Here is a 20,532-nt window from a genome sequence, read left to right on the forward strand (position 1 = left end):
CCGTGGGTTCGCGTCAACCGCGGGCTACGGCCGTGGGTTCGCTTCAACCGCGAGCCGCGGCAGTGAGTTCGCGTCGGCTGCGGGCTACGGCGGTGAGCCCGCGTCGGCTGTGGGCTACGGCCGTGCGTTCGCCTCAACCGCGGGCTACGGCGGTGAGCTCGCGACCGCGCACTACGGCCGTGGGTTCGCCTCAACCGCGGGCTACTGCGGCGAGTTCGCCTCAACCGCGGGTCACGGCCGTGAGTTCGCGCAGGGCCGTGGCTCGCAGTTCCTCCTGTTCCAGGGCCGCGTACTCCGACCTCGCGTCGGCGTACGCGGCCCGGTCCGCGTTCTCGGCCGCCTGCCGGGACCGCGCCGAGGACAGGGTGGGCAGGTCCCGCATCACCGGCAGCCGCTCCGCCAGCGCCATCAGCCGCACCGCCGCCGTCTCACCACGGGCCAGCCCGGCGAAGCCGAGCGCCAGCAGCACCGAGCCGTACACCGGCAGCTCCAGCAGATCCCCGGCGCCGGGCGCGCCGGACAGCATCCCGAGCAGCCGTTTCCGCAGCCCGTCCGCCAGGTGGGCCACCGGCTCCAACCGGCCGTGCTGGGCGTGCGCCGCCAGCGCCGCCGCCTGCACCTGGAGCGACCAGGAATCCAGGAAGGGATCGTCCGCCGCCAGCCGGCTGGCCTCCCGTATCCCCCCGGCGGCCTGCCGCCACAGGCCGAGCCCGACCTCGGTCAGCCCCCGGGCCAGCGCGATCTCCGCCCGGGCCTGGAGCAGTTCGGGGGTGAAGGCCTGCGCCGACTCCGGCTGCCGGTCCGGGGCGGCCAGACCCAGCCAGTACTCCGCCTCGTCGATCTCCCCGCGCTGCAGACAGGCCGAGACCAGCGCGTAGCGGACGCCGATCGCGTCCGACCAGCCGCCGACCTCGCCGATCGCGTCCGCGGCCCGCAGATGGTCGTACGCCTCCGCGCCGCGCTCCGTCTTGAGGCACAGCTCGCTGATCCGTCCGTGACCGAGCAGCATCATGATCGGATTGCCGAGCGGCTCCACCACGGCGAGCATCCGGCGCGCGTGGCCGAGCGCGCGCTCCGTGTCGTACGCGGCTTCCCACAGGTAGCTGGCCACGCCCCCCGCGATGCCCGCCAGCAGCGGTTCGTCGGCGTCGCACATCTCCTGCAGCCGGGCCCAGTCCGGCGGGTACATCTCCGGGACCGCGGAGAGCACTGTGGCCAGCGCCCGCAGCACGGTGTCCGGCGGGGCGGGCGGCAGCCGGCGCAGCGTGGCCAACTGCCGTACGGCGTGCGGGCCGTAGCCCATGAAGAGGCCGGCCGTGCAGATCGCCGCCGCGCTCCGCAGCGCCTCCAGGTCCTCGGGGTGCTCCGGCCCCGGACGGAAACGGGACAGCGGCCCGCCGGTCTCGGCGGCGAGCGTGACGAACCGGGTGTAGCTGTTGCCGACGGACCACAGGGAGGCCAGTACGGCGGTGAGGGCGGCGACGGCCGGCCCGTCGGCCCGGGCCAGGGCGTACCGCAGCGCGAGGACGAGGTTGTCCTGCTCGGCGCGGACCCGGTCGAAGGAGGCCACCGCCTCGTCGCCGAACATCGCGTCGTGGTACGCCCGGCCGAAGTCCCGCGCCCAGGACAGGAAACGGTCCGTCACCGCCGCGCTCTCACCCGCCTCCGCGCGCCGTGCGGCACCGAACTCCCGCAGCGTCTCCAGCATGTGGAAGCGCACCCCGGACGGGCTGTCCCCCACCTTGACCAGGGACTGGTCGGCCAGCTGCTCCAGCAGGGTCAGGGTGTCCCCGGTGCCGTCGAGTACGTACTCGGCCGCGTCCACGGTGAAGCCCCCGGGGAACACCGACAGCGCACGGAGCGCCGCCCGCCCCTGCGGCTCCAGCAGGTGCCAGCTCCACTCGACGACCGCCTGGAGCGTGCGGTGCCGCTCGGGTGTGTCCCTGGCGCCGCCGCGCAGCAGCGCGAAACGGTCCTGCAGCCGGCGTGCGATGTCGGCGACGGAGAGCACCCGCACCCGGGCCGCGGCCAGTTCCACGGCCAGCGGCAGCCCGTCCAGGTGCCGGCAGATCTCGGCCACCCGTCCGGCGGGCAGCTCCACACCGGGCCGGGCGGCCCGCGCCCGCTGCTCGAAGAGTTCGACGGCGGTCGCCAGGGACAGCTCCGGCAGCGCGTACACGGACTCCGAGGACAGCCCCAGCGGAGCCCGGCTGGTGGCGAGCACGCGCAGTTCCTTCGAACGCGACACCAGTGCCTGTACGAGACCGGACGCGCCGACGATCACCTGCTCGCAGTTGTCCAGCACCAGCAGGACCGGACCGGGGCCCAGCGCGGCGGCGATCCCGCTCACCGCGTCCTTGCCGACGCCGCCCGGGAGCTGGCGGCCCTCCCCGCCCCCGACGGCCGAGGCCACCTCGTCGGCCACGTCGTCGTCGGCGGTGACACCGGCCAGGGTGACGAAGTGCACCACCAGGTGCTCGGCCGCCCGGCTCACCGCGTGCGAGAGCCGGGTCTTGCCGAGGCCGCCCGGCCCCACGACGGTGACCACCCGGGCACCGCGCAGCAGCCCGGCCACGGCGGCGACGTCGGCGTCCCGCCCCAGCAGCGGGTTCGGCTCGTGCGGCACACCGTGGCGGGCGGGCGGCACCTCCGTGCGCAGCAGTTCCTGGTAGACCGCCTTGAGCCGGGGCCCCGGGTCGGTGCCCAGCTCGTCCCGCAGCCGGCGGCGGTAGGTGTCGTACCGGTTCAGCGCCGTGGCCCGGCCCGCGGTGGCGCCCTCGCAGCGCAGCAGTTCGGCGAGCACCTCCTCGTCCCGCGGCAGCTCCCGGCCCAGCTCGGCCAGGGGCGCGGCGGCCTCCTCCAGCCGCCCGACCCGGGCCAGCGCGAGCGCCCGCGCACGGACCAGCGAACGGAACGCCCGCAGCCGGTCGGCGCGCAGCGCCACCACCGGATCGTGCAGGTCCTCGCCCGCCCCGGCGCCCGTGCTCCCGTCCCACAGCGCCAGCCCCGCCTCGGCCCGGGCCAGGGCACCGTCGTGGTCCCCCGCCCTGGCCCGCTCGGCGCTCGCCGCCTCGTGCAGCAGCAGCGCGGAGCTGTCGACCTGCGTCTCGTCCAGCGCCAGCCGGTACCCCGTCGGCGTACTCACGACCAGTTCGGCACCCAGCTGCGACCTGAGCCGCGACACCAGGATCTGCACCGCCTTGCCGGGCCGCTCGGGGAGTTCCTCCGCCCACAGCCCCTCCACCAGCCGGCCCGTGCTGCAGCCGGCCCGCAGATCCTCCGCGAGCAGCGCCAGCAGCCCGCGCAGCCGGGGCGCGGTGACCTCCCGTCCACGGCAGGCGACTCGGGGCAGCAGCGTCAGCTCGGTCGTCACCCGTGCAGACTAGTCAGCGGGCGCGCGCCTATCCGAAATAGTTCTCGAAGGACGCGAAGGCGGCCTCCTGGCGCCACTGGACGGTGGCCTTCGGGCTCGTCGCGAGCAGCCGGCGGCACTCCGCGCCCGGCGCCCGCCCGGCACCGGGAAGCTGCCCGGCGCACACCTCCGCGGGCCGGTACCCGTCGCGGGTGGGGTTGCCCTGCCACAGGCTCCGGCCGGGGAGGAAGGCGTACTGCAGGGAGGCCCGGGCCAGGTCCTTCAGCTCGGGGTACGACAGCCCGTACGTCTCGGCGGCGTACTGGTACTCGTGACTGATGTCGATGCGGGAGACCCCGGGGTCGTCGGTGGCGAGGACGACCGGCACGCCGTAGGCGCGGTAGGTGTCGAAGGGGTGCTCGGCGCCGCGGACGCCGAGGATCTGGGCGTTGCTGGTGAACGGGACCTCGACGGCGATCTGGCGGGCCGCCATGGTGGCGGCTGTCCGCTGCCAGTCGTCCTCGTGGACCAGGTCGACACCGTGGCCGATGCGCTCGGCACCGGCGATGTCCACGGCCTGTGCGATATGGAACCGCAGGTCCTCGGGCTTGACCAGCCCGGGCCGCAACTCGCCCGCGTGCAGGGTGACATAGGCCCTCGGGTAGACCGTGCGCAGGTACCGCACCATGCGCATCTGCAAGGTGTAGTTCCGCAGCGAGCTGTCCCAGTCCTCGGGCTGGACGAGGTTGACGGCGACGAAGCGGGAGTCGCGTTCGGCCAGGCGCATGCCCAGGGCCAGCTCCGTGAAGACGCGTTCGGGGGATTCGCCGCGGAAGGCCTGGTAGATCCGGCGCGCGGTCAGCCGGCAGCCGGGGCGGGGCCGCTCGGTGCGGCAGCGGGCGGCGGTGCGGAACTCGGCGTCGACGGCGTCCGTCTCCTTGCGGGCGTCGGCCACGAGCCGGTCGAGCCTGCCGCCCGCGAGGAGCCTGGCGTGCAGGGCCGCGAGGTCGGGGTCCCAGCCGACCTCGTCCCCCAGCCGCTCGGCGCCGTCGGAGGCCGGGTTGACCATGGTCTCCAGATAGAACTGGTGCTGCACCGCGACCGAGTCGGCGACCTCGGCGAGCACCTTGCCCTGGTTCAGCGAGGCGACCAGGGCGAACTTGTCGAACGTGGCGAAGAAATGGTCATGACCGCTCTGGTCCGGCGGGAAGTCCTGCATCGACCAGGCACGGACGATCGCCTCGCGGAAACCGCGGTCGGCACGGGCGTCGGCGGCCGGACGGGTGCCGGGGCCGCAGGGCGGTACGACGGCGGTCAGCGTCGCCGTGTCGATACAGAGCCCGTCCTCGCCGGCGAGCTTGATCAGATACTCCGTTCTGACCGCGCCGAAGAGGTGGTTGTGCAGGTCACCGCCCTTGGGCAGACGCAGGAAGAAGTCGCGCAGCAACCGGGGGTCGGCACGGATCGAGTCCAGGTACGCGGCCGTGCGGGCCTCGGCGGTGTCCCGCGGCCGCCGCTCGGCGTGCGCGGCGGCGGGCGGTGCGGCCGACAGGGAGGTCAGCAGACAGAGCAGGGAGACCAGGACGGCGAGCCCACGGGCGAGCGCCGTGCGGGCGGGGTTCAGGGTGCGGGTGGCGTCGTGGATCGTCACGCACCGATGATCATCAAGTCGGCTCGGCCACGGCCGGACAGCCACGCGACACATACCCCGGTGCCACCCGGGCGGGCGCAGCGGATGAGCGACCGTCAGGTCTCTGTCCGAGGCGGGCCCTTGTAGAGGTCAGGCGTCCTTCGGCGGGCGCTCCGCCGTGACGACGTAGTAGTCCAGCAGGCCGTCGCGGTAGGCCGGCAGGAAGTTGCGCGGCCACTGCGCGGGCTGGTCGATGCCGGAGAGGAAACGGTCCAGGCCCGGCCAGACCTGATCGCCGATCGACTCGGCGCGTACGTCCGTCAGCCCGGCGGTGTCCAGGGCGTCGAGCAGGGACACGAGCGGGTGGGCCAGGTCCAGGCCGGACGCGAAGCTCATCAGCCGCGCGGCCAGTTCCTCGCCCGCGTCCTCCGCGCCGGCCGGCAGGAAGAAGCTGGAGACGGCCAGCCGGCCGCCGGGGCGCAGTACCCGCGCGGCCTCGCGGACGAACGCGGGCAGGTCGCGGAAGTGCTGGGCGGCCTCCACCGAGTAGAGCCGGTCGAACCGGCCGTCCTCGAACGGCATCCGCTCCGCCGCGCCGTGTGCGAAGCCGAGCCGCTGCGGGGCGCGGGCGAGCAGGCCGGCGTTGGCCCGGCGGGCCCGCTCCAGTTGTTCGGGATGGATGTCCAGGCCGGTCACGGCGGCGAAACCGAACTCCTCCAGCGCGAGCGCGGCGCCGAGCCCGAGCCCGCAGCCGACTTCGACGGCGTGGGCGTCGGCGCCGCCGAGGGTGCCGAGCACCCGGCGGTAGAGGTTCCGCTGACTCCGTACCCGGTCCTCGACGGTCAGCGGGCGGTCGAGCGGGATCCCGTCCCAGTGGCCGAAGTTGATGAACCCGCCCGCGAACGCCGGTGCGGAGCTGAGGTCCTGGGGTCCGTAGACGGCACGCACGGCGGGCGCGACGTCGTCGCGGATACGGTCCACACGATCTCCTTGTCCACGATCCCCTTGTCCACGGGACGGTCACCGCTTCTCATACCCGGATATAGGCGGATGACGTCACGCCGAGGCGAACGGACGGTCCTTCAGGAGCGCGGCGGGGCTTCGTCCCGTTCCTTCTCCTTGAGCGCCCGGGCCTCGCTCTTGAGGATCCGGGTCGCCTTTCCCGCCGATCGCGCCAGCTCGGGCAGTTTCCTGATCCCGAGAACCACGATGACGACGACGAGGATCACGGCCAGCTCACTCATGCCGAACATCAGGTCTTCTCTCTCCCGGTTGATCTACAGTGCTGTAGAAGTTTCTCCCGGGGGCGATCACCGAACAAGCCCGCCTTCCGGCCGACTCGGCCGGAAGACGGTTCAGCACGACTTCAGCACGACTTGAGCACGACGAGGGGCCGGGGCAGCACGATGCCGGAGCAGTACGACCAGACGAGCGCCGTCGAGTTCCCGTCCCCGCGCCCGGACCTGGCCCGCCGGTGCCGTGCCGTCACGGAGGCGCGCTGGTTCGCCCTGGCCGTCTTCGCCGTGATCCTGCTGAACGCCGGGCTGCTCGGCGTGGAGACCTACTCCGGTGTCGTCGAGGAGTGGCACGTCTGGTTACGGCTGGCCGAGCACGCGTGCCTGGCCGCGTTCACGGTGGAGATCCTGCTGCGCCTGGGCGGCCACGCCGACCGCCCGCGCGACTTCTTCAAGGACCCGTGGAACCTGTTCGACCTGGCGGTGGTCCTCTGCGCGTTCCTCCCGCTGGTCCGCGAGAACACCACCGTGCTGCGGCTGCTGCGGCTGGCCCGGGTGCTGCGCACCGCCCGCTTCCTGCCGCAGCTGCGGATCGTGCTGGTCGCGGTCGCCCGCAGCCTGCCCGGCACGCTGAGCTTTCTGCTGGTCGGCGCGCTGCTGCTGTACGTGTACGCGATGGTGGGCTGGGTCTTCTTCGGCCACCACGACCCCGAGCACTACGGCTCCATCGGCCGCGCCGTCCTCACCCTGTTCCTCCTGATGACCCTGGACGGCATCGGCGACGCGGTCCACGCGGGCCTGGAGATCTCCCGCTGGAGCCTCGCCTACTACGCCTCGTACGTCCTCATCGCCTCCTTCGTCCTGGTCAACGTCCTGATAGGCGTGGTCATCACATCCCTCGACGAGGCCCGGCAGATGGAAACGGAGGCGGAGCTCAGACAGGGGCAGGGGCAGGGGCCCGAGCGGGAGTTGGGGCCGGAGGCGGGTCCGGGGCCCGGGGCGGAGACGGACTTGGCGGCGGGTCCCGGGTCCGAGACGAGGCCGGGGCCGAGGTGGGAGTTGGGGTCCGGGGCGGAGGCGGAGCTCAGACCGGGGCGGAGGCCGGAGTCCGAGCCGGGGCCGGGGCCGGACATGGGGGCCGGGGCTGAGGTGGCGTTTCACCCATCCGGCGACCCCCTCCTGCGTGCTCGCATCGCGGCCGTTCGGGAGGCTCTTGACGACCTCGAACGGGATCTCGTGCGGGCCGACCCGGTCCGGGCCGATCAGCGGTCGGCGAGCCGGGCCGGGGCCGCCGGGGCCGCCGGGGAAGGCGGCTAGGGCGGCGGCACCGGATCGTTTCTTCGTGGCGTCGGCCGCCCGGCGGGGCCGTCACCTCCGTGTGCCGCACCCCGGGCAGAAGGCCGCCCCGTCCGGTACGACGGCGGAGCACGAGGAACACCGTTCGGACTGGGCCAGTTGGTGGCCGCAGCCGGGGCAGAAGGCGGCGCCGTGGGTCTCGGTGCGGCAGTGCGGGCAGACGAGTTGGCGGGGCGTGCTGGGGTCGTAGCCCTGCCCGGTCTGCTGCCCGGCGGCGTAGGCGCGCTGCGAGGCCATGTCGTTGAGGCCGCGCTGCTGGGCCGCCATGGCCTCGGCCGCCGTGTCGGGGGCGCAGCGCAGGCACAGGCCCTGGGCCGCGTTCCAGCACCGGCCGCACACGTAGTCGGTGCAGCGGGCGCACCGGTTGAAGTGCCCCTTCGCGTTGTCGATCGCCCGCTGGAAGGCCTGGTCGCGGGCGCGGCCGTAGCCGGCCCCCGCCAGCCCGTCGGCCGCCGACGTCAGTCCGGTACCGGTACGGCCGAGCAGTCCCCAGGCCACGTCGACGCCCTTGCGCAGCCACGTGGCGGCGCGCTCCCCGGTGTACGGCTCGAACGGCGAGCGCCAGGTGTCGTAGCAGCGCGCGCACGAGAACTCGAACTGGAACCCCGCACCGGTCCCGTCCCGCTCGCACAGGTCCCGGTAGTTGTTGCTGAAGTAGATCTCGCCGCTCATGTGGTCCCCCCACAGGTCAGGCCGTCGGCACACAAGCCGTACGACGCTGTGGAAACCGTACTGGTTCTGGCCAAGCCCGCCGTATTCAGGCCAGGGCCGCGGCGGTGCCGTCCCCGGGGCCCCCGTCATGCGTGGGGAGTGTCCGCACGTAGTACCGCGGTACGACCCGGTGGGCATGGATCGGTCCCCGGTACCACCGATTCGGGGTGTTTCGCCTCCTAGCGTTGTCGGTGAGGCGTCAGGGGCGGCCGACGGACGCCGGTGCCCGACAGGAAAGGGACGCGAATGATCGACGCACAGCGGCTGACCAAGAGGTACGGCGAGAAGACGGCCGTGGACGGGCTGGACTTCACCGTCAGCCCGGGCACGGTGACCGGCTTCCTCGGCCCCAACGGCGCCGGGAAGTCCACGACCATGCGCATGATCGTCGGGCTCGACGCCCCGACCGGCGGGACCGTGACGGTCAACGGCCGGCACTACGCCCAGCACCGGGCACCGCTCCAGGAGGTCGGCGCCCTGCTGGAGGCGAAGTCGATCCACCCGGGCCGCTCGGCCTACAACCACCTGCTGGCGCTCGCGCTGACGCACGGGATTCCGCGGCGCCGGGTCGACGAGGTCGTCGAGATGGCCGGTCTCGGCAGTGTGGCGAAGAAGCGGGCCGGTGCCTTCTCCCTCGGCATGGGCCAGCGGCTCGGCATCGCGGCGGCCCTGCTGGGCGACCCGCAGACGGTGATGCTGGACGAGCCGGTCAACGGGCTCGACCCGGAGGGCGTCCTCTGGATCCGCAACCTGCTGAAGGGCCTCGCCGACGACGGGCGGACCGTGTTCGTGTCGTCCCACCTGATGAGTGAGATGGCGCTGGTCGCCGACCACCTCATCATCGTGGGGCGGGGCCGGCTGCTGGCCGACACCACCGTGCGCGACCTCGTCCGCGAGGCGGGCGGCGACACGGTGACGGTGGCCACCCAGGACCCGGCGCGGCTGCGGGACGTACTGGCCGGTCCGGGTGTCGAGATCACCGGCCGCGCCGGCTCCGAGGAGCTCCAGGTGGCCGGGGTGAGCGCCCGCGAGATCGGTCTGAAGGCGGCCGAGCACGGGATCGCGCTGTTCGAACTGACCTCGCGGACGGTGTCCCTGGAGGAGGCCTTCATGAACCTGACCAGGGATGCCGTGGAGTACCACGGCTCCACGACCGTCGAGAGCCTCGAGAACCTCGAGACCGCCGGGAGGACCGCATGAGCACGCTCACCACGACCCTCGACACGCCCTCGGCCGCCGCTCCGGCCCGCCCCGCCTACCGGGTGACCGGACGGCGGGTGCTCGCCTCGGAGTGGTCCAAGCTGTGGTCGCTGCGCTCGACCTGGATCACCCTGGGCCTCGGCCTGGTGTTCCTCGTCGCCTTCGGCCTGATCGCCGCCAGCCACTACAAGTCCAGCATCGGCTCCCCGCACCAGGACCGGGACTTCGCCACCGCGACGGCCGTCAGCCTGTCCCTCTTCGGCACCAACTTCGCCCAGCTCGCCCTCGGCGTGCTCGGCGTGCTGGTCACCGCGGGCGAGTACTCCACCGGAATGATCCGCTCGACGCTCGCGGCCGTACCGCGCCGGCTGCCCGTGCTGTGGTCGAAGGCGGCCGTGTTCGGACTGGTCGCGCTGGTGGTCGCCACCCTCGGCGCGTTCGTCGCCTTCGGCTTCGGCAGCGGCATCGTCTCCGGCACCCCGGCCGCGATGAGCCTGTCGCACGCGGGAGTCGTCCGCAGCCTGCTGGGCGCCGGGCTCTACCTCGGCCTGGTCGGTGTGATCGGCACCGCCCTGGGCGCGCTGCTGCGGTCGGTGGCCGGCGGGATCTCGGTGCTGGTCGCCTCCCTGATGCTGATCCCCGGGCTGGTCTCCCTGCTGCCCAGCTCCTGGCAGGACAACATCAGCCCCTACTTGCCGAGCAACGCGGGCGAGTCGATGTTCGCCCTGACCCACGACAGCACCACCCTGTCGCCGGGCGCCGGACTGCTGGTCTTCCTCGGCTGGACGGTCCTCGCGCTGGCGGGCGCCGCGTACCGGCTGGTGCGCAGCGACGTCTGACGCCCTGCACCATGGGCAGGTGACCACCTTGACGACGACCACCTCCGCCGGGGACATCGGCGCGACGGGACCGCTGGTCGCCCGGTTCGTCCGGGCCGGCCAGCGGTTGCGGCAGGCGGACCGCGCCCATCCGTGGGTGCTGGACACCGCGGTGGCGGCGCTGGTCTTCCTGATGTTCTGTCTGCCGGACCTGCTGCACCACGGCGGTGCCGGGGACGGCGACGGCGACGGCCGGCACCGGTTCCAGTTCGCCTTCACCCGGCTCCCGCTCGCGGCCATGCTGGCCGTGCAGGCCGGTCTGGTGCTGCCGCTGCTGTGGCGGCGGCGCCGGCCCATGGCGGCCTTCTTCGCCATCGCCGCGGTCTTCGTCCTGCAGTGGTCGCTGGGTGCCGCGCTCCGCGCGGACGTGGCCCTGTTCGTCGCCCTGTACAGCCTGGCGCTGCACGGGCGGCTGCGGCGGCTGCCGTGGGCCTGCGGGGTCATGGCGCTGGCGTTGGTGCTGGTCGCGGTGCGGGTGTCGCCGGCCATGTCGGTCTGGGACGCCCTGTTCTTCCTGCTGAGCACGGCGATCGCGGCCCTCGCCGTCGGCCTGATGGTGCGGACCCGGCGGGCGCAGCTCGCGGGGCTGCGGGAGCGGGCGGTGCGGCTGGAGACCGAACGCGACCAGCGCATCAGGCTGGCCACCGCCACGGAACGCGCCCGGGTGGCCCGGGAGATGCACGATATCGTCGGGCACAACCTGTCCGTCATCATCACCCTCGCCGACGCGGGCGCGTACGCCACGGACATCGCTCCCGAACGCGGCAAGGAGGCGCTCCAGCTCATCGGCGACACCGGCCGGACGGCCCTCGGCGAGCTGCGCCGGGTGCTGGGCGTCCTGCGCGAGGCGTCGGACGGCGCCCGCCAGGCGCCCGAGCTCAGCCCCCAGCCCGGCCTCGCGGACATCGAGACGCTGTGCGACGGCGTACGCACCGCCGGCCTGGAGATCGTCTACCGGACCGCCGGTGAGGTGGACGCCCTGGACCGCGGGATGCAGCTGACCGTCTACCGCATCGTCCAGGAAGCCCTGACGAACACCCTGAAGCACGCCGGTGCCGGCACCCGGGTCAGTCTCTCGGTCGCCGTGGAGGACGAACGGCTCGTCATCCGCATCCGGGACAACGGCACGGCCGGACACCCCGGACCATGGAACGAGGAAGGACACGGACTGGTGGGCATGCGTGAACGAGCGGCGCTGTACGGAGGGACCGTGAGCGCCGGACCGGCGGCCGACGGGGGCTGGACCGTGGCGGCCACCCTCGACCTGACGCCGCAGGCGGGTACCCGGTGACCACCGTGCTCGTCGTCGACGACCAGCAGCTGCAGCGCTACGGCTTCCGGGTGCTGCTCGACTCCATTCCCGAGACGGACGTGGTCGGGGAGGCCGCGAACGGCACCGAGGCCGTCCGCAAGGCCGCCGAGCTGCGTCCCGACGTGGTCCTGATGGACGTACGGATGCCCGGCATGGACGGCATCGAGGCCACCCGCCGGATCACCGAGGCCGGCGGCCGCTCCCGGGTCCTCGTGCTGACCACGTTCGACCTCGACGAATACGTGCACGCCGCGCTCCGTGCCGGAGCCAGCGGCTTCCTCCTCAAGGACGCGCGCCCGGAGGAGCTCCTCGCCGGGATCCGCGCGGTCGCCGGGGGCGACGCGGTGATCGCACCGGCCCTCACCCGCCGCCTGCTGGACGAGTACGCCCGGCATGTGCCCACCCGCAGGGGCGACCCGGGCGAGGACCCGCGGCTGGCCTCCCTCACCGAACGCGAGCGCGAGATCCTCGTCGCCATCGGCAAGGGCTGGACCAACGGCGAGATCGCCACCCGTTTCGTCGTGACCGAGTCCACCGTGAAGACCCATGTCGGCCGGGTCCTGGCCAAGATCGGCGCCAGGGACCGCATCCAGGCGGTGATCTTCGCCTACGACATGGGACTGGCCCGCCCGGGCGCCGACTGAACGGACGGCGCGGCGTTCTCACTCGGCTCTCACCCTACAAGCCGTAGGGTGGACTGTCCTCCTGCGGGACAGCAGGAGGAGCCGGCTCCCGGCTTGTGTCGACGAGAGGTGCGAGATGGCCGACGGCCCGAACGCCACGAGGACCGGCCCCCCACGCACCGGTCTTCCGGCACCGGCCGCCGAGCCCCGGCGGCTGCGCGGCGAACCCCGGCTCGCCGCGGTCGCGGCCGTCTTCACGCTCGCCCAGCTCGTCCTCGTACGGCCGGACCTCGGGCTCGGCTGGGACGAGACCGTCTACGTCAGCCAGGTCAGCGGGCACACGCCCGCCGCCTTCTTCAGCGCGCCCCGGGCCCGCGGCATCTCGCTCCTCGTCGCCCCGATCGCGTCGTGGTCCGACTCGACCGTCCTGCTCAGGATCTACCTCGCCGTCCTGTCCGGCCTGGCCCTCTACCTCGCCCTGCGGGTCTGGCGCACCCATGTCGCGCCGGGCGTCCTGGCCCTGGCGGGCGCCCTGTTCGCCTCCCTGTGGGTGACGCTGTTCTACGGCCCCGAGGCCATGCCCAACTACTGGGTCGCCGTCGGCGCCCTGGTCTGCGTGGGCTGCTTCCTGCGCGCCCGCGCGAACCCCCGGGACCGGGCGGCCTGGTGGGGGGTGTGCGCGGGCGCGGCGCTGATGGCGTGGATGCGCCCGATGGACGCCGTCTACGTGGTGCTGCCCCTGGCCGCCCTCGCCCTGCGCCGCCCCCGCCTCCTCGCCGTGCTGGCCGCCGGGCTGGTGGCGGGTGCCGGCGAGTGGGTGATCGAGGCGTACGTGAGCTACGGCGGCCTCGGGCAGCGCCTCTCCGACGCCTCCCGTATCCAGGGCGGTCTCGGCTGGCACCTGGCCGTCGTCGACCAGCTGCGCAGCCTCGGCGGCCGCACGCTCTGCCGGCCCTGCACCGGAGCGGCCCCCAGCCCGGCGGTGACCCTGTGGTGGTTCGCGCTGCCGCTGCTGGCCGCCCTCGGCGCGGTGGCCGCCGTCCGCGCCCGGCGCGCGCTGCCCGTCCTGCTGCCGCTGGGCTGCGCCGCCACGGCCGCCGTCCCCTACCTGTTCCTCATCGGCTACGCGGCCCCCCGCTTCCTGCTGCCCGCCTACGCCCTGCTCGCCCTTCCCGTCGCCCACGGCCTGGCCCACCTGGTCACCGCCCCGGCCCGGAGGACCGCGCGGGCCCTCGCCGTCGGCCTGGTGGCGGTCGGCCTGGCGGGCCATCTGGCCGTGCAGTACGTCGTCCTGGAGCACACCGTGCACGGTTCCGCCGCCTCCCGCGCCGACTGGTCGCGCACCGCCGCCGCCCTCCACACGCTCGGCGTACGGTCACCGTGCCTGCTCAGCGGCTACGACGCCGTCCCCGTCGCCTACTACACCGGCTGCGGTTCCGCCCAGACCGGGGGCCACGACGCCAGCACCACGGCGGCCGCGCTGACGCGCGCCGCCCGGCGGCAGCCCGTCGCCGTCCTCGTGCCGCCGGGCGGCCGGCCGCCCGCGTACGCCCGGACCTGGTCCGAGGAGCGGGCCGGCGTTCTCCGGGCGTATGTGGCGCCCTACGTCCGGCGGGGGAGGTGACCGCGGTGGCCGCGACCGAGAGCCTGCCGGTGACCGGGGGCCGGCGCCTGTACGTCCAGCTGGGCATCACCCTGGTGGTGCTGGTCGCCGCCGGCGGGATGCTCGCCGCGCACCGGGCCACGCTGGACAGCGGCACCGACCGGCTGGCCGCCGCCGACGGCGAGTGGCTGCTGCTCGCCTGTCTGGCCGCCGTCGCCACCTGGGTGTGCGCGGCCGTGGCCCAGCAGGGCGCGGTCGCCGAACGGCTGCCCGCGGGGCGGCTGGTGGCGGCACAGTTCGCGGCCTGCGCCGCCAACCACCTGCTGCCGGCGGGGGCCGGGGCGACGGTGGTCAACCTGCGGTTCCTCACCCGCTGCGGACTGTCCGTCAGGCGCTCGGCGACGGCGCTCGCGGTGAAGGCGGCCGTGGGCGGGGTCGTACGGTGCGTGCTGGGCGTGGCCCTGCTGCTCGCCTCGCCCGGCACGGTCCGCCTGCCGGCGCGGGTGCCCCCTGCGCTGCTCGTCCTGGTGCCGGTGGCGGTCGCGGCCGTCGTCCTCGCGGTCGCGCTGAGCGCCCGTCTCCGGCGGGCGGTGGGCCGGGGCTTCGCCGATGTGCGGGAGGTGCACCGGTCCCGGGCGCGGGCCTGTGCGCTGTGGGGCGGCTCGGTCGCGTTCGCCCTGCTGCACGCGGGGGTGGTCGTCGCCGTGGTCCACGCGCTCGGCCTCGGACTCCCCACGGGCCGGGTCGTGATGGCCTACCTGGTCGCCAGCGGCGCGGCGGCGCTGCTGCCCACGCCGGGCGGACTGGGGTCGCTGGACGCCGTGCTCGCCCTCGCGCTCACCGCGGCCGGCGCGCCGGGACCGGAGGCGGTCTCGGCGGTCCTCGGCTACCGCCTGCTCACCGGCTGGCTGCCGATGGCCCCAGGCCTGCTGGTCCTGGCCCTTCTGTCCCGCCGCTCGGCGCTGTGAACCTCCGGCGGCCGTGCTCCTCGTCCTGGGCGCTGTGAGCCCTGCTCCTCAGCCCTGTGGATCCGGTTGCCGTTCCAGCCGGTAGCCGTGTCCCCGCAACGTGGTGATCCGGGGCAGCCGGGTGGGGTGTCCGCTCGCCCGCGCCGCCTCGGTCAGCCTGCGTCGCAGGCTCGCCATGGTCACGTCGAGGGTCTTGGTGGAGCCGAACCAGTTCTCGTCCCACACCTCGGCCATCAGCGCCTCGCGCGAGACCGCCTCGCCGACCCGCTCGGTCAGTACCGCGAGCAGGTCGAACTCCTTGGCCCGCAGCGGGACGTCCGCCCCGTGCAGGGCGCAGCGCCGGGCGGGGACGTCGACGACCAGGTCGCCCAGCCGCACCGGCTCCCGGGCCGGCGCGGCCACCGCGTGCCGTCGGAGATGGGCCCGCAGCCGGGCGAGCAGCACGGTCAGGCTGAACGGCTTGACCAGGTAGTCGTCGGCCCCCGCGTCCAGCCCGGCGATGACGTCGATGTCGTCGGTCCGTGCCGTCAGTACGACGATCAGCAGGTCGGGGAGGCGGGCGCGCAGCTGCCGGGCGACGTCCAGGCCGTCCATGTCCGGCAGCCCCAGGTCCAGCAGCAGCACGTCGTACGGTGCCCGCGCGGCTTCCGCCAGAGCGCCCGCCCCGGTGCGGCACCACGTCGGGGCGTAGGCGTGGCCGCGCAGGCCGGTCTCCAGGTGGCGGCCGATGGTGTCGTCGTCCTCGACGACGAGGACGCGCAGTCGGCTGCGGTCCGGTGCGGCGGGCGTGCGCATGCTGGACAGCCTAGGAGCGGGCCGGGCGAGGGGCGCGTCGTCGGTGTGTGCCGTGTTCACGGACAGCGGTTACAGGTCGCGGAGCTCCTCCACGGCGGGGCGGTGGCTGCCGCGGATGCCGTTGAGGGCCGCGGCCAGGACGGCGGCGACGGCGGCCGCCCCGGTGAGCACGAGGTAGGCGCCGGGGACCGACAGGGCCGCCGGCGGGGGATCGAAGACCCCGGTGAGGACCTTGACCAGCATCTCCGACAGGGCCCAGCCGATGAGGGCGCCGCCGGCCAGACCGCCGGCCGCCAGCAGCAGGGCCTCGGAGAGGACCATGCCGCGCAGGTGGCGTGGCCGTGCGCCGAGGACGGTGGCGATGGCGAAGGTGCGGCGGCGTTCGGCGAGTCCGAGGGCGAGGACCAGGCCGCCGGCTCCGGCGGCGAGCAGCACGGCGAAGGCGAGCTCGATACGGGTGAGGCCGGCCAGGTCGACGGAGGTCAGGCTGGTGCCGACGGTGCCGCGGGTCTGGGTGAGGTCGGTGACGGTGGCCCCGGTGCCGAGCTGCCGGCGCAGCTGGGCGGCGATCCGCTGCTGGTCCGTGCCGCCGGTGTCGAGGAGGAAGGCGCCGACCGAGTCGTCGCCGGTGACCTTGGCGATGTAGGAGGCGTTGGCGACGAAGAAGCTGTCCTTCGGCGCGGTGGGGAACTCCTTGGCGATGCCGGCGTAGTGGAAGGGAACCGTGCGCAGGGACTTGGTACGGGCGTCCTGGACGCGCAGGTTGAGGGTGTCGCCGGGGGAGAGCTGGAAGTCGTGGACGGTCTCGACGCTGACGAGCAGGTTGTCGGGGCGCTGGGCGAGGCGCCGCATCAGCTGGTCCGCGGTGCCGCCCGCGAAGTAGGCGTCCTGGAGCGAGGTGGCCTTGGCGATGGTGTCCGGCCGCACGCCGTAGAGGTCCTGGAGGTCGGAGCCGACGTAGGCGAAGCGGTGCTGGAGGGGTTCGACGTGCCGTACGCCGGAGGTCTTCAGCGCGGCCCCGGCGGCGGGCGGGACACGGGCGCCGGGTGGTTCGGCGACGGTGACGTCGGCGCCGTTGGTCAGCCGGGCGTCGACCTCGGCCTGCTGGTGGTAGGTGGCGTTGAAGACCGCGGTGGAGATCGCGAAGGAGACGGCGAGGGCGAGCAGGACCACCGACCGGGCGAACGGGCGGCGGCGCCGGGCCAGCACGGCCGCGGTGGTGCCGGCCAGGGTCGCGGTCAGCGGCCGGACCAGCCGGGCCAGGGCGGTCCGGCCGTGGGTGAGGGCGAGCAGGGTGAGGCGCCACAGCAGCAGGGCCGCGCCCAGCCACAGCAGGGCCGGGCCGAGGAAGGCCCAGTACGACACCGAGATGCTGGGCACGCCCTCGGGCGCGAGGACCAGGGCGTACTGGTTGCCGGAGGAGGCGCGGAAGACCAGCCAGGAGCCGATGAGCAGGGCGAAGTCCAGGCCGTAGCGCAGCCACCAGGGCGACCGGGAGCGTCGTACGTCCTCCTGCTTGCGGGTGTCGGCGACGGTGACCGTGCGCAGGTCCCGCAGGGCGGGGACCAGGACGGCCCCGGCGGCCACCAGGGCTCCGAGGACGAAGGCGACGGCGTACCAGACGGACCAGGTGCCCGCGCTCGCGCCGAAGGAGGCGGTGCCGAAGGCGAGCCGGCCGGTGAGCGCGGCGACGCCCAGGCCGGCCAGGCCGCCGGCGAGGCCGATCAGGGCGGCCTCCAGCCCGGCGAGAGCGGTGATCTGACGGGGGCGCAGCCCGCGTAGCCGCAGCAGCCCCTGTTCCTGGCGGCGCCGTTCGCCGCCCGCCGAGGCGACCGCCGCCGTCAGCGCGGCGGCCAGCACCGCGCCCGGCACACCGAGGAAGAGGAAGAGGATCTGGGCGTACAGGGCGTCCTGGCGGGCGGAGTCGAGGGCGGCGCCGACGTTGTTGCCGACCAGGGCGGTGCCGGCGGAGCGGGCTTCCAGGTTGTGGGCGGCGCCGGTGACGGCGGAGTACGCGGCGGCCGGGTCGGAGGGCAGCCGGGTGGTGTCGCGGGCGGCGTGGATCTGGGTGGTGACGCCGGAGGCACCGCGGGTGAGGGACGCGAACCGGGTGGCGGGCAGCAGGACGACGTTGTCCGGGGGCGCGGTCGGCTGGGACTGGCTGGGGGCGCCGACGGTCTGGAAGAGGGAGTCGGCCTGGGGGAGGTCGACCACCCCGTCCACCTTCACCTGGCGCAGTCCGGCACCGGGCAGCTGGATGCCGATGGTGTCGCCGGGGGCGGCGTGCAGGTTGGAGGCGGTCTGCTGGGCCAGCAGGACACCCGTGGACGAGCCGGAGAGGTCACGGACGGCGTCGGGGAACAGGGTGCGGTAGCCGTCGGGCAGGCCGAGGGCCACGCCGGGGCCGGTGGTCTGGGTGCTGCCCCGCACCTGGGCGGTGAAGCCGCTGGTGCGGGCGAAGCCGACGGGCAGGGCGGCGCGGGTGGCGGGGGTCCCGGCGACCAGGGCCAGGACGGAGTTCGGGTCGGCGCCGGGCTGCACCTGGACCTGCCAGTCCACGGCGACCGAGCGCACGGCGCGCTGGGTCATGGTCGCCTTCGACGCGGTGAGGAAGGAGCCGAGCGCGGCGACCAGGGCGACCGCGAGCGCGATGCCCGTGAGGGCGGCCAGGAGCCGTCCGGTGCGGTGGCGGGCCAGCCCACGAGCCCAGGCGGCGATCATGACATCTCCTCGGATGCGCGGGGCGCGAGCAGGCGTCCGTCGCGCATGCTGCGGCGGACGGTGAGCCGGTCGGCGACGGCCGGGTCGTGGGTGGTGACGACGAGGGCCGCGCCGGTGCGGTCGGCGGCGGTGAGCAGGGCGTCCAGGACACGGGCGCCGGTCGCGTGGTCGAGCCGGCCGGTGGGTTCGTCGGCCAGGATCAGCCGGGGCGCCTGGGCCAGGACCCGGGCGGCGGCCACCCGCTGGGCCTGGCCGCCGGAGATCTCCTCGGGCAGCCGGTCGGCCAGGTCGGCGGCCTCCACGAGGGCGAGTGCCGCGAGCGCGCGCTGTCGCGCCTCGCCCTCCGGACGATCGGCGAGGACCAGGGGAAGAGCGGTGTTCTCGGCCACGTCCAGGGCGGGGATCAGGCTGTCGCCCTGGAAGACCAGACCGATGCCGTACGGTCCGAGCGAGGCGGCCCGGGTGACGGTGCCGCTGGTGGGCTGTTCGAGCCCGGCGAGCAGGTGCAGCAGCGAGCTCTTGCCCGACCCCGAGGGGCCGACGATCGCGAGCCGGTCCCCGGCCCGGACCACCAGGTCGGCGCCGTGCACGGCCACGACCGCCTGCGGTCCCCGGCCGAAGGTCAGGGCCGCGTCCGCACAGCCGACGAGCACCTCGTCGGAGGGCGTCGGGTCGTCCGGCGGCATCGTGTCATCCGGCGGCATCGTGCGCCTCCTTGCGATCCTGCCGCCGGACGTCGGCGGCCTTTCCGTCCGTCAGGGTGATCACCCGGTCGGCGATGCGGACGGCTTCCGGGCTGTGCGTGACGATCAGCACCGCGCACCCCTCGGCGGCCCGCTCCCGCAGCATCGACAGGACCAGCTGTTCGGTCTCGCCGTCGAGTTCACCGGTCGGTTCGTCGGCGAGCAGGACGGCGGGCGCGTTGGCCAGCGCCACGGCGAGCCCGGCCCGCGCGAGCTCCCCGCCGGACAGCTGGCGCGGCAGGGCGTGCGCCCGGGCGGCCAGTCCCACCCGGGCCAGCAGTTCCCCGGCCGGTACGGGGGCCCCGCGGCCCCGTGCCCGCTGCGGGAGGCGGACGTTGTCGCGCACGCTGAGGTGCGGCAGCAGGTTGCGGGTCTGCAGCAGGACGCCGATGTGCCGGGCCCGCAGCCGGGCCCGCTCGGTCTCGGGCCGGTGGCTGATCCGTACGCCGTCGACGCGGACCTCGCCGCCGGAGGGCTCGTCCAGACCGGCCAGGCACGCCAGGAGGGTCGACTTTCCGGCCCCGGACGGGCCGACGACCGCGACGGTCTCACCGCGCCGCACCTTCAGGGACACCCCGCGCAGCGCGAGCGTCTCCTCCTCCCCGGCCCGGTAGAAGCGGTACAGCTCGCGGGCCGTGAGGACGTCTTCGTGTGTGTCGAGGGACATGGCTCTCACTGCCAGGCGAAGGAGTCGCTGACGGTGCGCCACGGGTCGACGTTGTCGGCGTTGACCGGCCCCGACAGGGTCAGGTCCACCTCGTGTCCCGCGCGGTGGAACGCGTACCGCTCGAAGGCGTCCCGCACCACCTTGCCGGTGACCGGGTCCTTCGCCGAGTCGCCCTGATAGGTCAGCAGGACCACCCGGCCGGCGTGCCGGGTCACCTCGCTCACCTTGGGCGAGCCGAACTTCGGTACCTGGGTGCGGAGTTGGGGCACGACCGTGTTGGTGACCGAGCCGACCGTGGGCGCGTCGGCGGCGGAAACCGCGGTGATCTGCACGGTGTTGAGCTTGTCGGTGAACGCGGTGGTGCCGCCCTGGCTCGTGCGGGCCCAGCCCTCGGGCACCTTCAGGGTGAAGCCGGTGAAGGAGCCGCCGGCCGGCCGGTAGGTGACGTACACCTGGTTGTCGGGGATGTCGCCGGGCGGATTGGACTCGGTGGGCGCCGGCTTGTTCTGCCCGCTGACGGTGGTCGTACCGGACGCCGGGGTACCCGAGCCGGTGTGCGACCCGGAACCGGAACAGCCGGCGGTCACCGCCGCCACGAGGGTCAGCCCGACGACCGCGTACGTCCTTGTGTGTGCTGCCATGGCCACTGCCCTCCAGGGGGAGTCCTCGGACCGGACGGTCATGGCACCGACGCTAGGAAGCCGCCGGTTAACTCCCCGACCGCCGAGGGTTAGACGA

At 74.2% G+C, this 20,532-nt stretch carries 17 protein-coding genes; 7 read left to right on the forward strand and 10 right to left on the reverse strand.

Annotated elements, in window-relative coordinates; all coding sequences use genetic code 11:
- Positions 1–220 precede the first annotated feature (220 nt).
- The 4 genes from AB0D85_RS30315 to AB0D85_RS30330 form a co-directional block, all read right to left on the reverse strand.
- Positions 221–3,373, reverse strand: coding sequence for a BTAD domain-containing putative transcriptional regulator (locus AB0D85_RS30315; protein ID WP_362327055.1), 3,153 nt, complete (start codon positions 3,371–3,373; stop codon positions 221–223).
- Positions 3,374–3,401: 28 nt separating this feature from the next.
- Positions 3,402–4,904 (reverse strand): adenosine deaminase, encoded by a 1,503-nt coding sequence (locus tag AB0D85_RS30320; protein WP_362327332.1) that lies wholly within the window; start codon positions 4,902–4,904, stop codon positions 3,402–3,404.
- Between the two features lie 228 nt (positions 4,905–5,132).
- A complete protein-coding gene (locus tag AB0D85_RS30325) occupies positions 5,133–5,963 on the reverse strand; it encodes a methyltransferase domain-containing protein (protein ID WP_362327058.1) in 831 nt (276 codons plus the stop codon).
- 101 nt (positions 5,964–6,064) lie between these two features.
- Positions 6,065–6,235, reverse strand: a complete 171-nt coding sequence (locus AB0D85_RS30330) for a twin-arginine translocase TatA/TatE family subunit (protein WP_362327061.1) — start codon at positions 6,233–6,235, stop codon at positions 6,065–6,067.
- A 153-nt stretch (positions 6,236–6,388) separates the two neighbouring features.
- Between AB0D85_RS30330 and AB0D85_RS30335 the strand changes: the two genes are divergently transcribed.
- A complete protein-coding gene (locus tag AB0D85_RS30335) occupies positions 6,389–7,534 on the forward strand; it encodes an ion transporter (RefSeq protein WP_362327335.1) in 1,146 nt (381 codons plus the stop codon).
- A 51-nt stretch (positions 7,535–7,585) separates the two neighbouring features.
- Here the strand turns inward: AB0D85_RS30335 and AB0D85_RS30340 are convergent, their stop codons facing one another.
- Positions 7,586–8,245, reverse strand: coding sequence for a zinc ribbon domain-containing protein (locus AB0D85_RS30340; RefSeq protein ID WP_362327064.1), 660 nt, complete (start codon positions 8,243–8,245; stop codon positions 7,586–7,588).
- Positions 8,246–8,530: 285 nt separating this feature from the next.
- On the opposite strand from AB0D85_RS30340, the gene AB0D85_RS30345 reads away from it, so the two are divergent.
- The 6 genes from AB0D85_RS30345 (at position 8,531) to AB0D85_RS30370 (ending at position 14,868) form a co-directional block, all read left to right on the forward strand.
- Positions 8,531–9,484, forward strand: a complete 954-nt coding sequence (locus AB0D85_RS30345) for an ATP-binding cassette domain-containing protein (RefSeq protein ID WP_362327067.1) — start codon at positions 8,531–8,533, stop codon at positions 9,482–9,484.
- Positions 9,481–10,323, forward strand: a complete 843-nt coding sequence (locus AB0D85_RS30350; RefSeq protein ID WP_362327071.1) for an ABC transporter permease — start codon at positions 9,481–9,483, stop codon at positions 10,321–10,323. The genes AB0D85_RS30345 and AB0D85_RS30350 overlap by 4 nt, the downstream gene beginning before the upstream one ends.
- A gap of 28 nt (positions 10,324–10,351) precedes the next feature.
- Positions 10,352–11,653 carry a sensor histidine kinase gene (locus AB0D85_RS30355; protein ID WP_362327338.1) on the forward strand — a complete coding sequence of 434 codons (1,302 nt, stop codon included), beginning with the start codon at positions 10,352–10,354 and terminating at the stop codon, positions 11,651–11,653.
- Entirely contained in the window at positions 11,650–12,318 is a 669-nt protein-coding gene (locus tag AB0D85_RS30360; RefSeq protein WP_362327073.1) for a response regulator transcription factor, read from the forward strand. Before AB0D85_RS30355 ends, AB0D85_RS30360 begins: the two co-directional genes overlap by 4 nt.
- A 115-nt stretch (positions 12,319–12,433) precedes the next feature.
- Positions 12,434–13,921: a hypothetical protein gene (locus AB0D85_RS30365; RefSeq protein ID WP_362327075.1), complete on the forward strand. Its 1,488-nt coding sequence runs from the start codon at positions 12,434–12,436 to the stop codon at positions 13,919–13,921.
- Positions 13,922–13,926: 5 nt separating this feature from the next.
- Positions 13,927–14,868, forward strand: coding sequence for a lysylphosphatidylglycerol synthase domain-containing protein (locus tag AB0D85_RS30370; RefSeq protein ID WP_362327077.1), 942 nt, complete (start codon positions 13,927–13,929; stop codon positions 14,866–14,868).
- A 48-nt stretch (positions 14,869–14,916) separates the two neighbouring features.
- On the opposite strand, the gene AB0D85_RS30375 is transcribed toward AB0D85_RS30370, so the two are convergent.
- The 5 genes from AB0D85_RS30375 to AB0D85_RS30395 all read right to left on the reverse strand — a co-directional run bounded on the left by AB0D85_RS30375 (position 14,917) and on the right by AB0D85_RS30395 (position 20,435).
- On the reverse strand, positions 14,917–15,663 hold the full coding sequence (locus tag AB0D85_RS30375; protein WP_362327079.1) for a response regulator transcription factor: 747 nt from the start codon (positions 15,661–15,663) through the stop codon (positions 14,917–14,919).
- Positions 15,664–15,732: 69 nt separating this feature from the next.
- Positions 15,733–18,384, reverse strand: a complete 2,652-nt coding sequence (locus tag AB0D85_RS30380; RefSeq protein WP_362327081.1) for an FtsX-like permease family protein — start codon at positions 18,382–18,384, stop codon at positions 15,733–15,735.
- On the reverse strand, positions 18,381–19,088 hold the full coding sequence (locus tag AB0D85_RS30385; protein ID WP_362327083.1) for an ABC transporter ATP-binding protein: 708 nt from the start codon (positions 19,086–19,088) through the stop codon (positions 18,381–18,383). Before AB0D85_RS30385 ends, AB0D85_RS30380 begins: the two co-directional genes overlap by 4 nt.
- Positions 19,075–19,794, reverse strand: a complete 720-nt coding sequence (locus AB0D85_RS30390; protein WP_362327085.1) for an ABC transporter ATP-binding protein — start codon at positions 19,792–19,794, stop codon at positions 19,075–19,077. The genes AB0D85_RS30385 and AB0D85_RS30390 overlap by 14 nt, the downstream gene beginning before the upstream one ends.
- Before the next feature lie 5 nt (positions 19,795–19,799).
- Positions 19,800–20,435, reverse strand: a complete 636-nt coding sequence (locus tag AB0D85_RS30395) for a hypothetical protein (protein WP_362327089.1) — start codon at positions 20,433–20,435, stop codon at positions 19,800–19,802.
- Positions 20,436–20,532 lie beyond the last annotated feature (97 nt).

Source organism: Streptomyces sp. NPDC048277, from assembly GCF_040652235.1.
Classification (GTDB): Bacteria; Actinomycetota; Actinomycetes; order Streptomycetales; family Streptomycetaceae; genus Streptomyces.

Excerpts from the sequence above, each read along its gene's own strand:
- AB0D85_RS30335 (WP_362327335.1), top strand. The coding sequence starts at position 6,389 with ATGCCGGAGCAGTACGACCAGACGAGCGCCGTCGAGTTCCCGTCCCCG.
- AB0D85_RS30350 (WP_362327071.1), top strand. The coding sequence starts at position 9,481 with ATGAGCACGCTCACCACGACCCTCGACACGCCCTCGGCCGCCGCTCCG.
- AB0D85_RS30330 (WP_362327061.1), bottom strand. The coding sequence starts at position 6,235 with ATGTTCGGCATGAGTGAGCTGGCCGTGATCCTCGTCGTCGTCATCGTG.
- AB0D85_RS30365 (WP_362327075.1), top strand. The coding sequence starts at position 12,434 with ATGGCCGACGGCCCGAACGCCACGAGGACCGGCCCCCCACGCACCGGT.
- AB0D85_RS30395 (WP_362327089.1), bottom strand. The coding sequence starts at position 20,435 with ATGGCAGCACACACAAGGACGTACGCGGTCGTCGGGCTGACCCTCGTG.
- AB0D85_RS30345 (WP_362327067.1), top strand. The coding sequence starts at position 8,531 with ATGATCGACGCACAGCGGCTGACCAAGAGGTACGGCGAGAAGACGGCC.
- AB0D85_RS30340 (WP_362327064.1), bottom strand. The coding sequence starts at position 8,245 with ATGAGCGGCGAGATCTACTTCAGCAACAACTACCGGGACCTGTGCGAG.
- AB0D85_RS30380 (WP_362327081.1), bottom strand. The coding sequence starts at position 18,384 with ATGATCGCCGCCTGGGCTCGTGGGCTGGCCCGCCACCGCACCGGACGG.
- AB0D85_RS30375 (WP_362327079.1), bottom strand. The coding sequence starts at position 15,663 with ATGCGCACGCCCGCCGCACCGGACCGCAGCCGACTGCGCGTCCTCGTC.
- AB0D85_RS30390 (WP_362327085.1), bottom strand. The coding sequence starts at position 19,794 with ATGTCCCTCGACACACACGAAGACGTCCTCACGGCCCGCGAGCTGTAC.
- AB0D85_RS30385 (WP_362327083.1), bottom strand. The coding sequence starts at position 19,088 with ATGCCGCCGGATGACACGATGCCGCCGGACGACCCGACGCCCTCCGAC.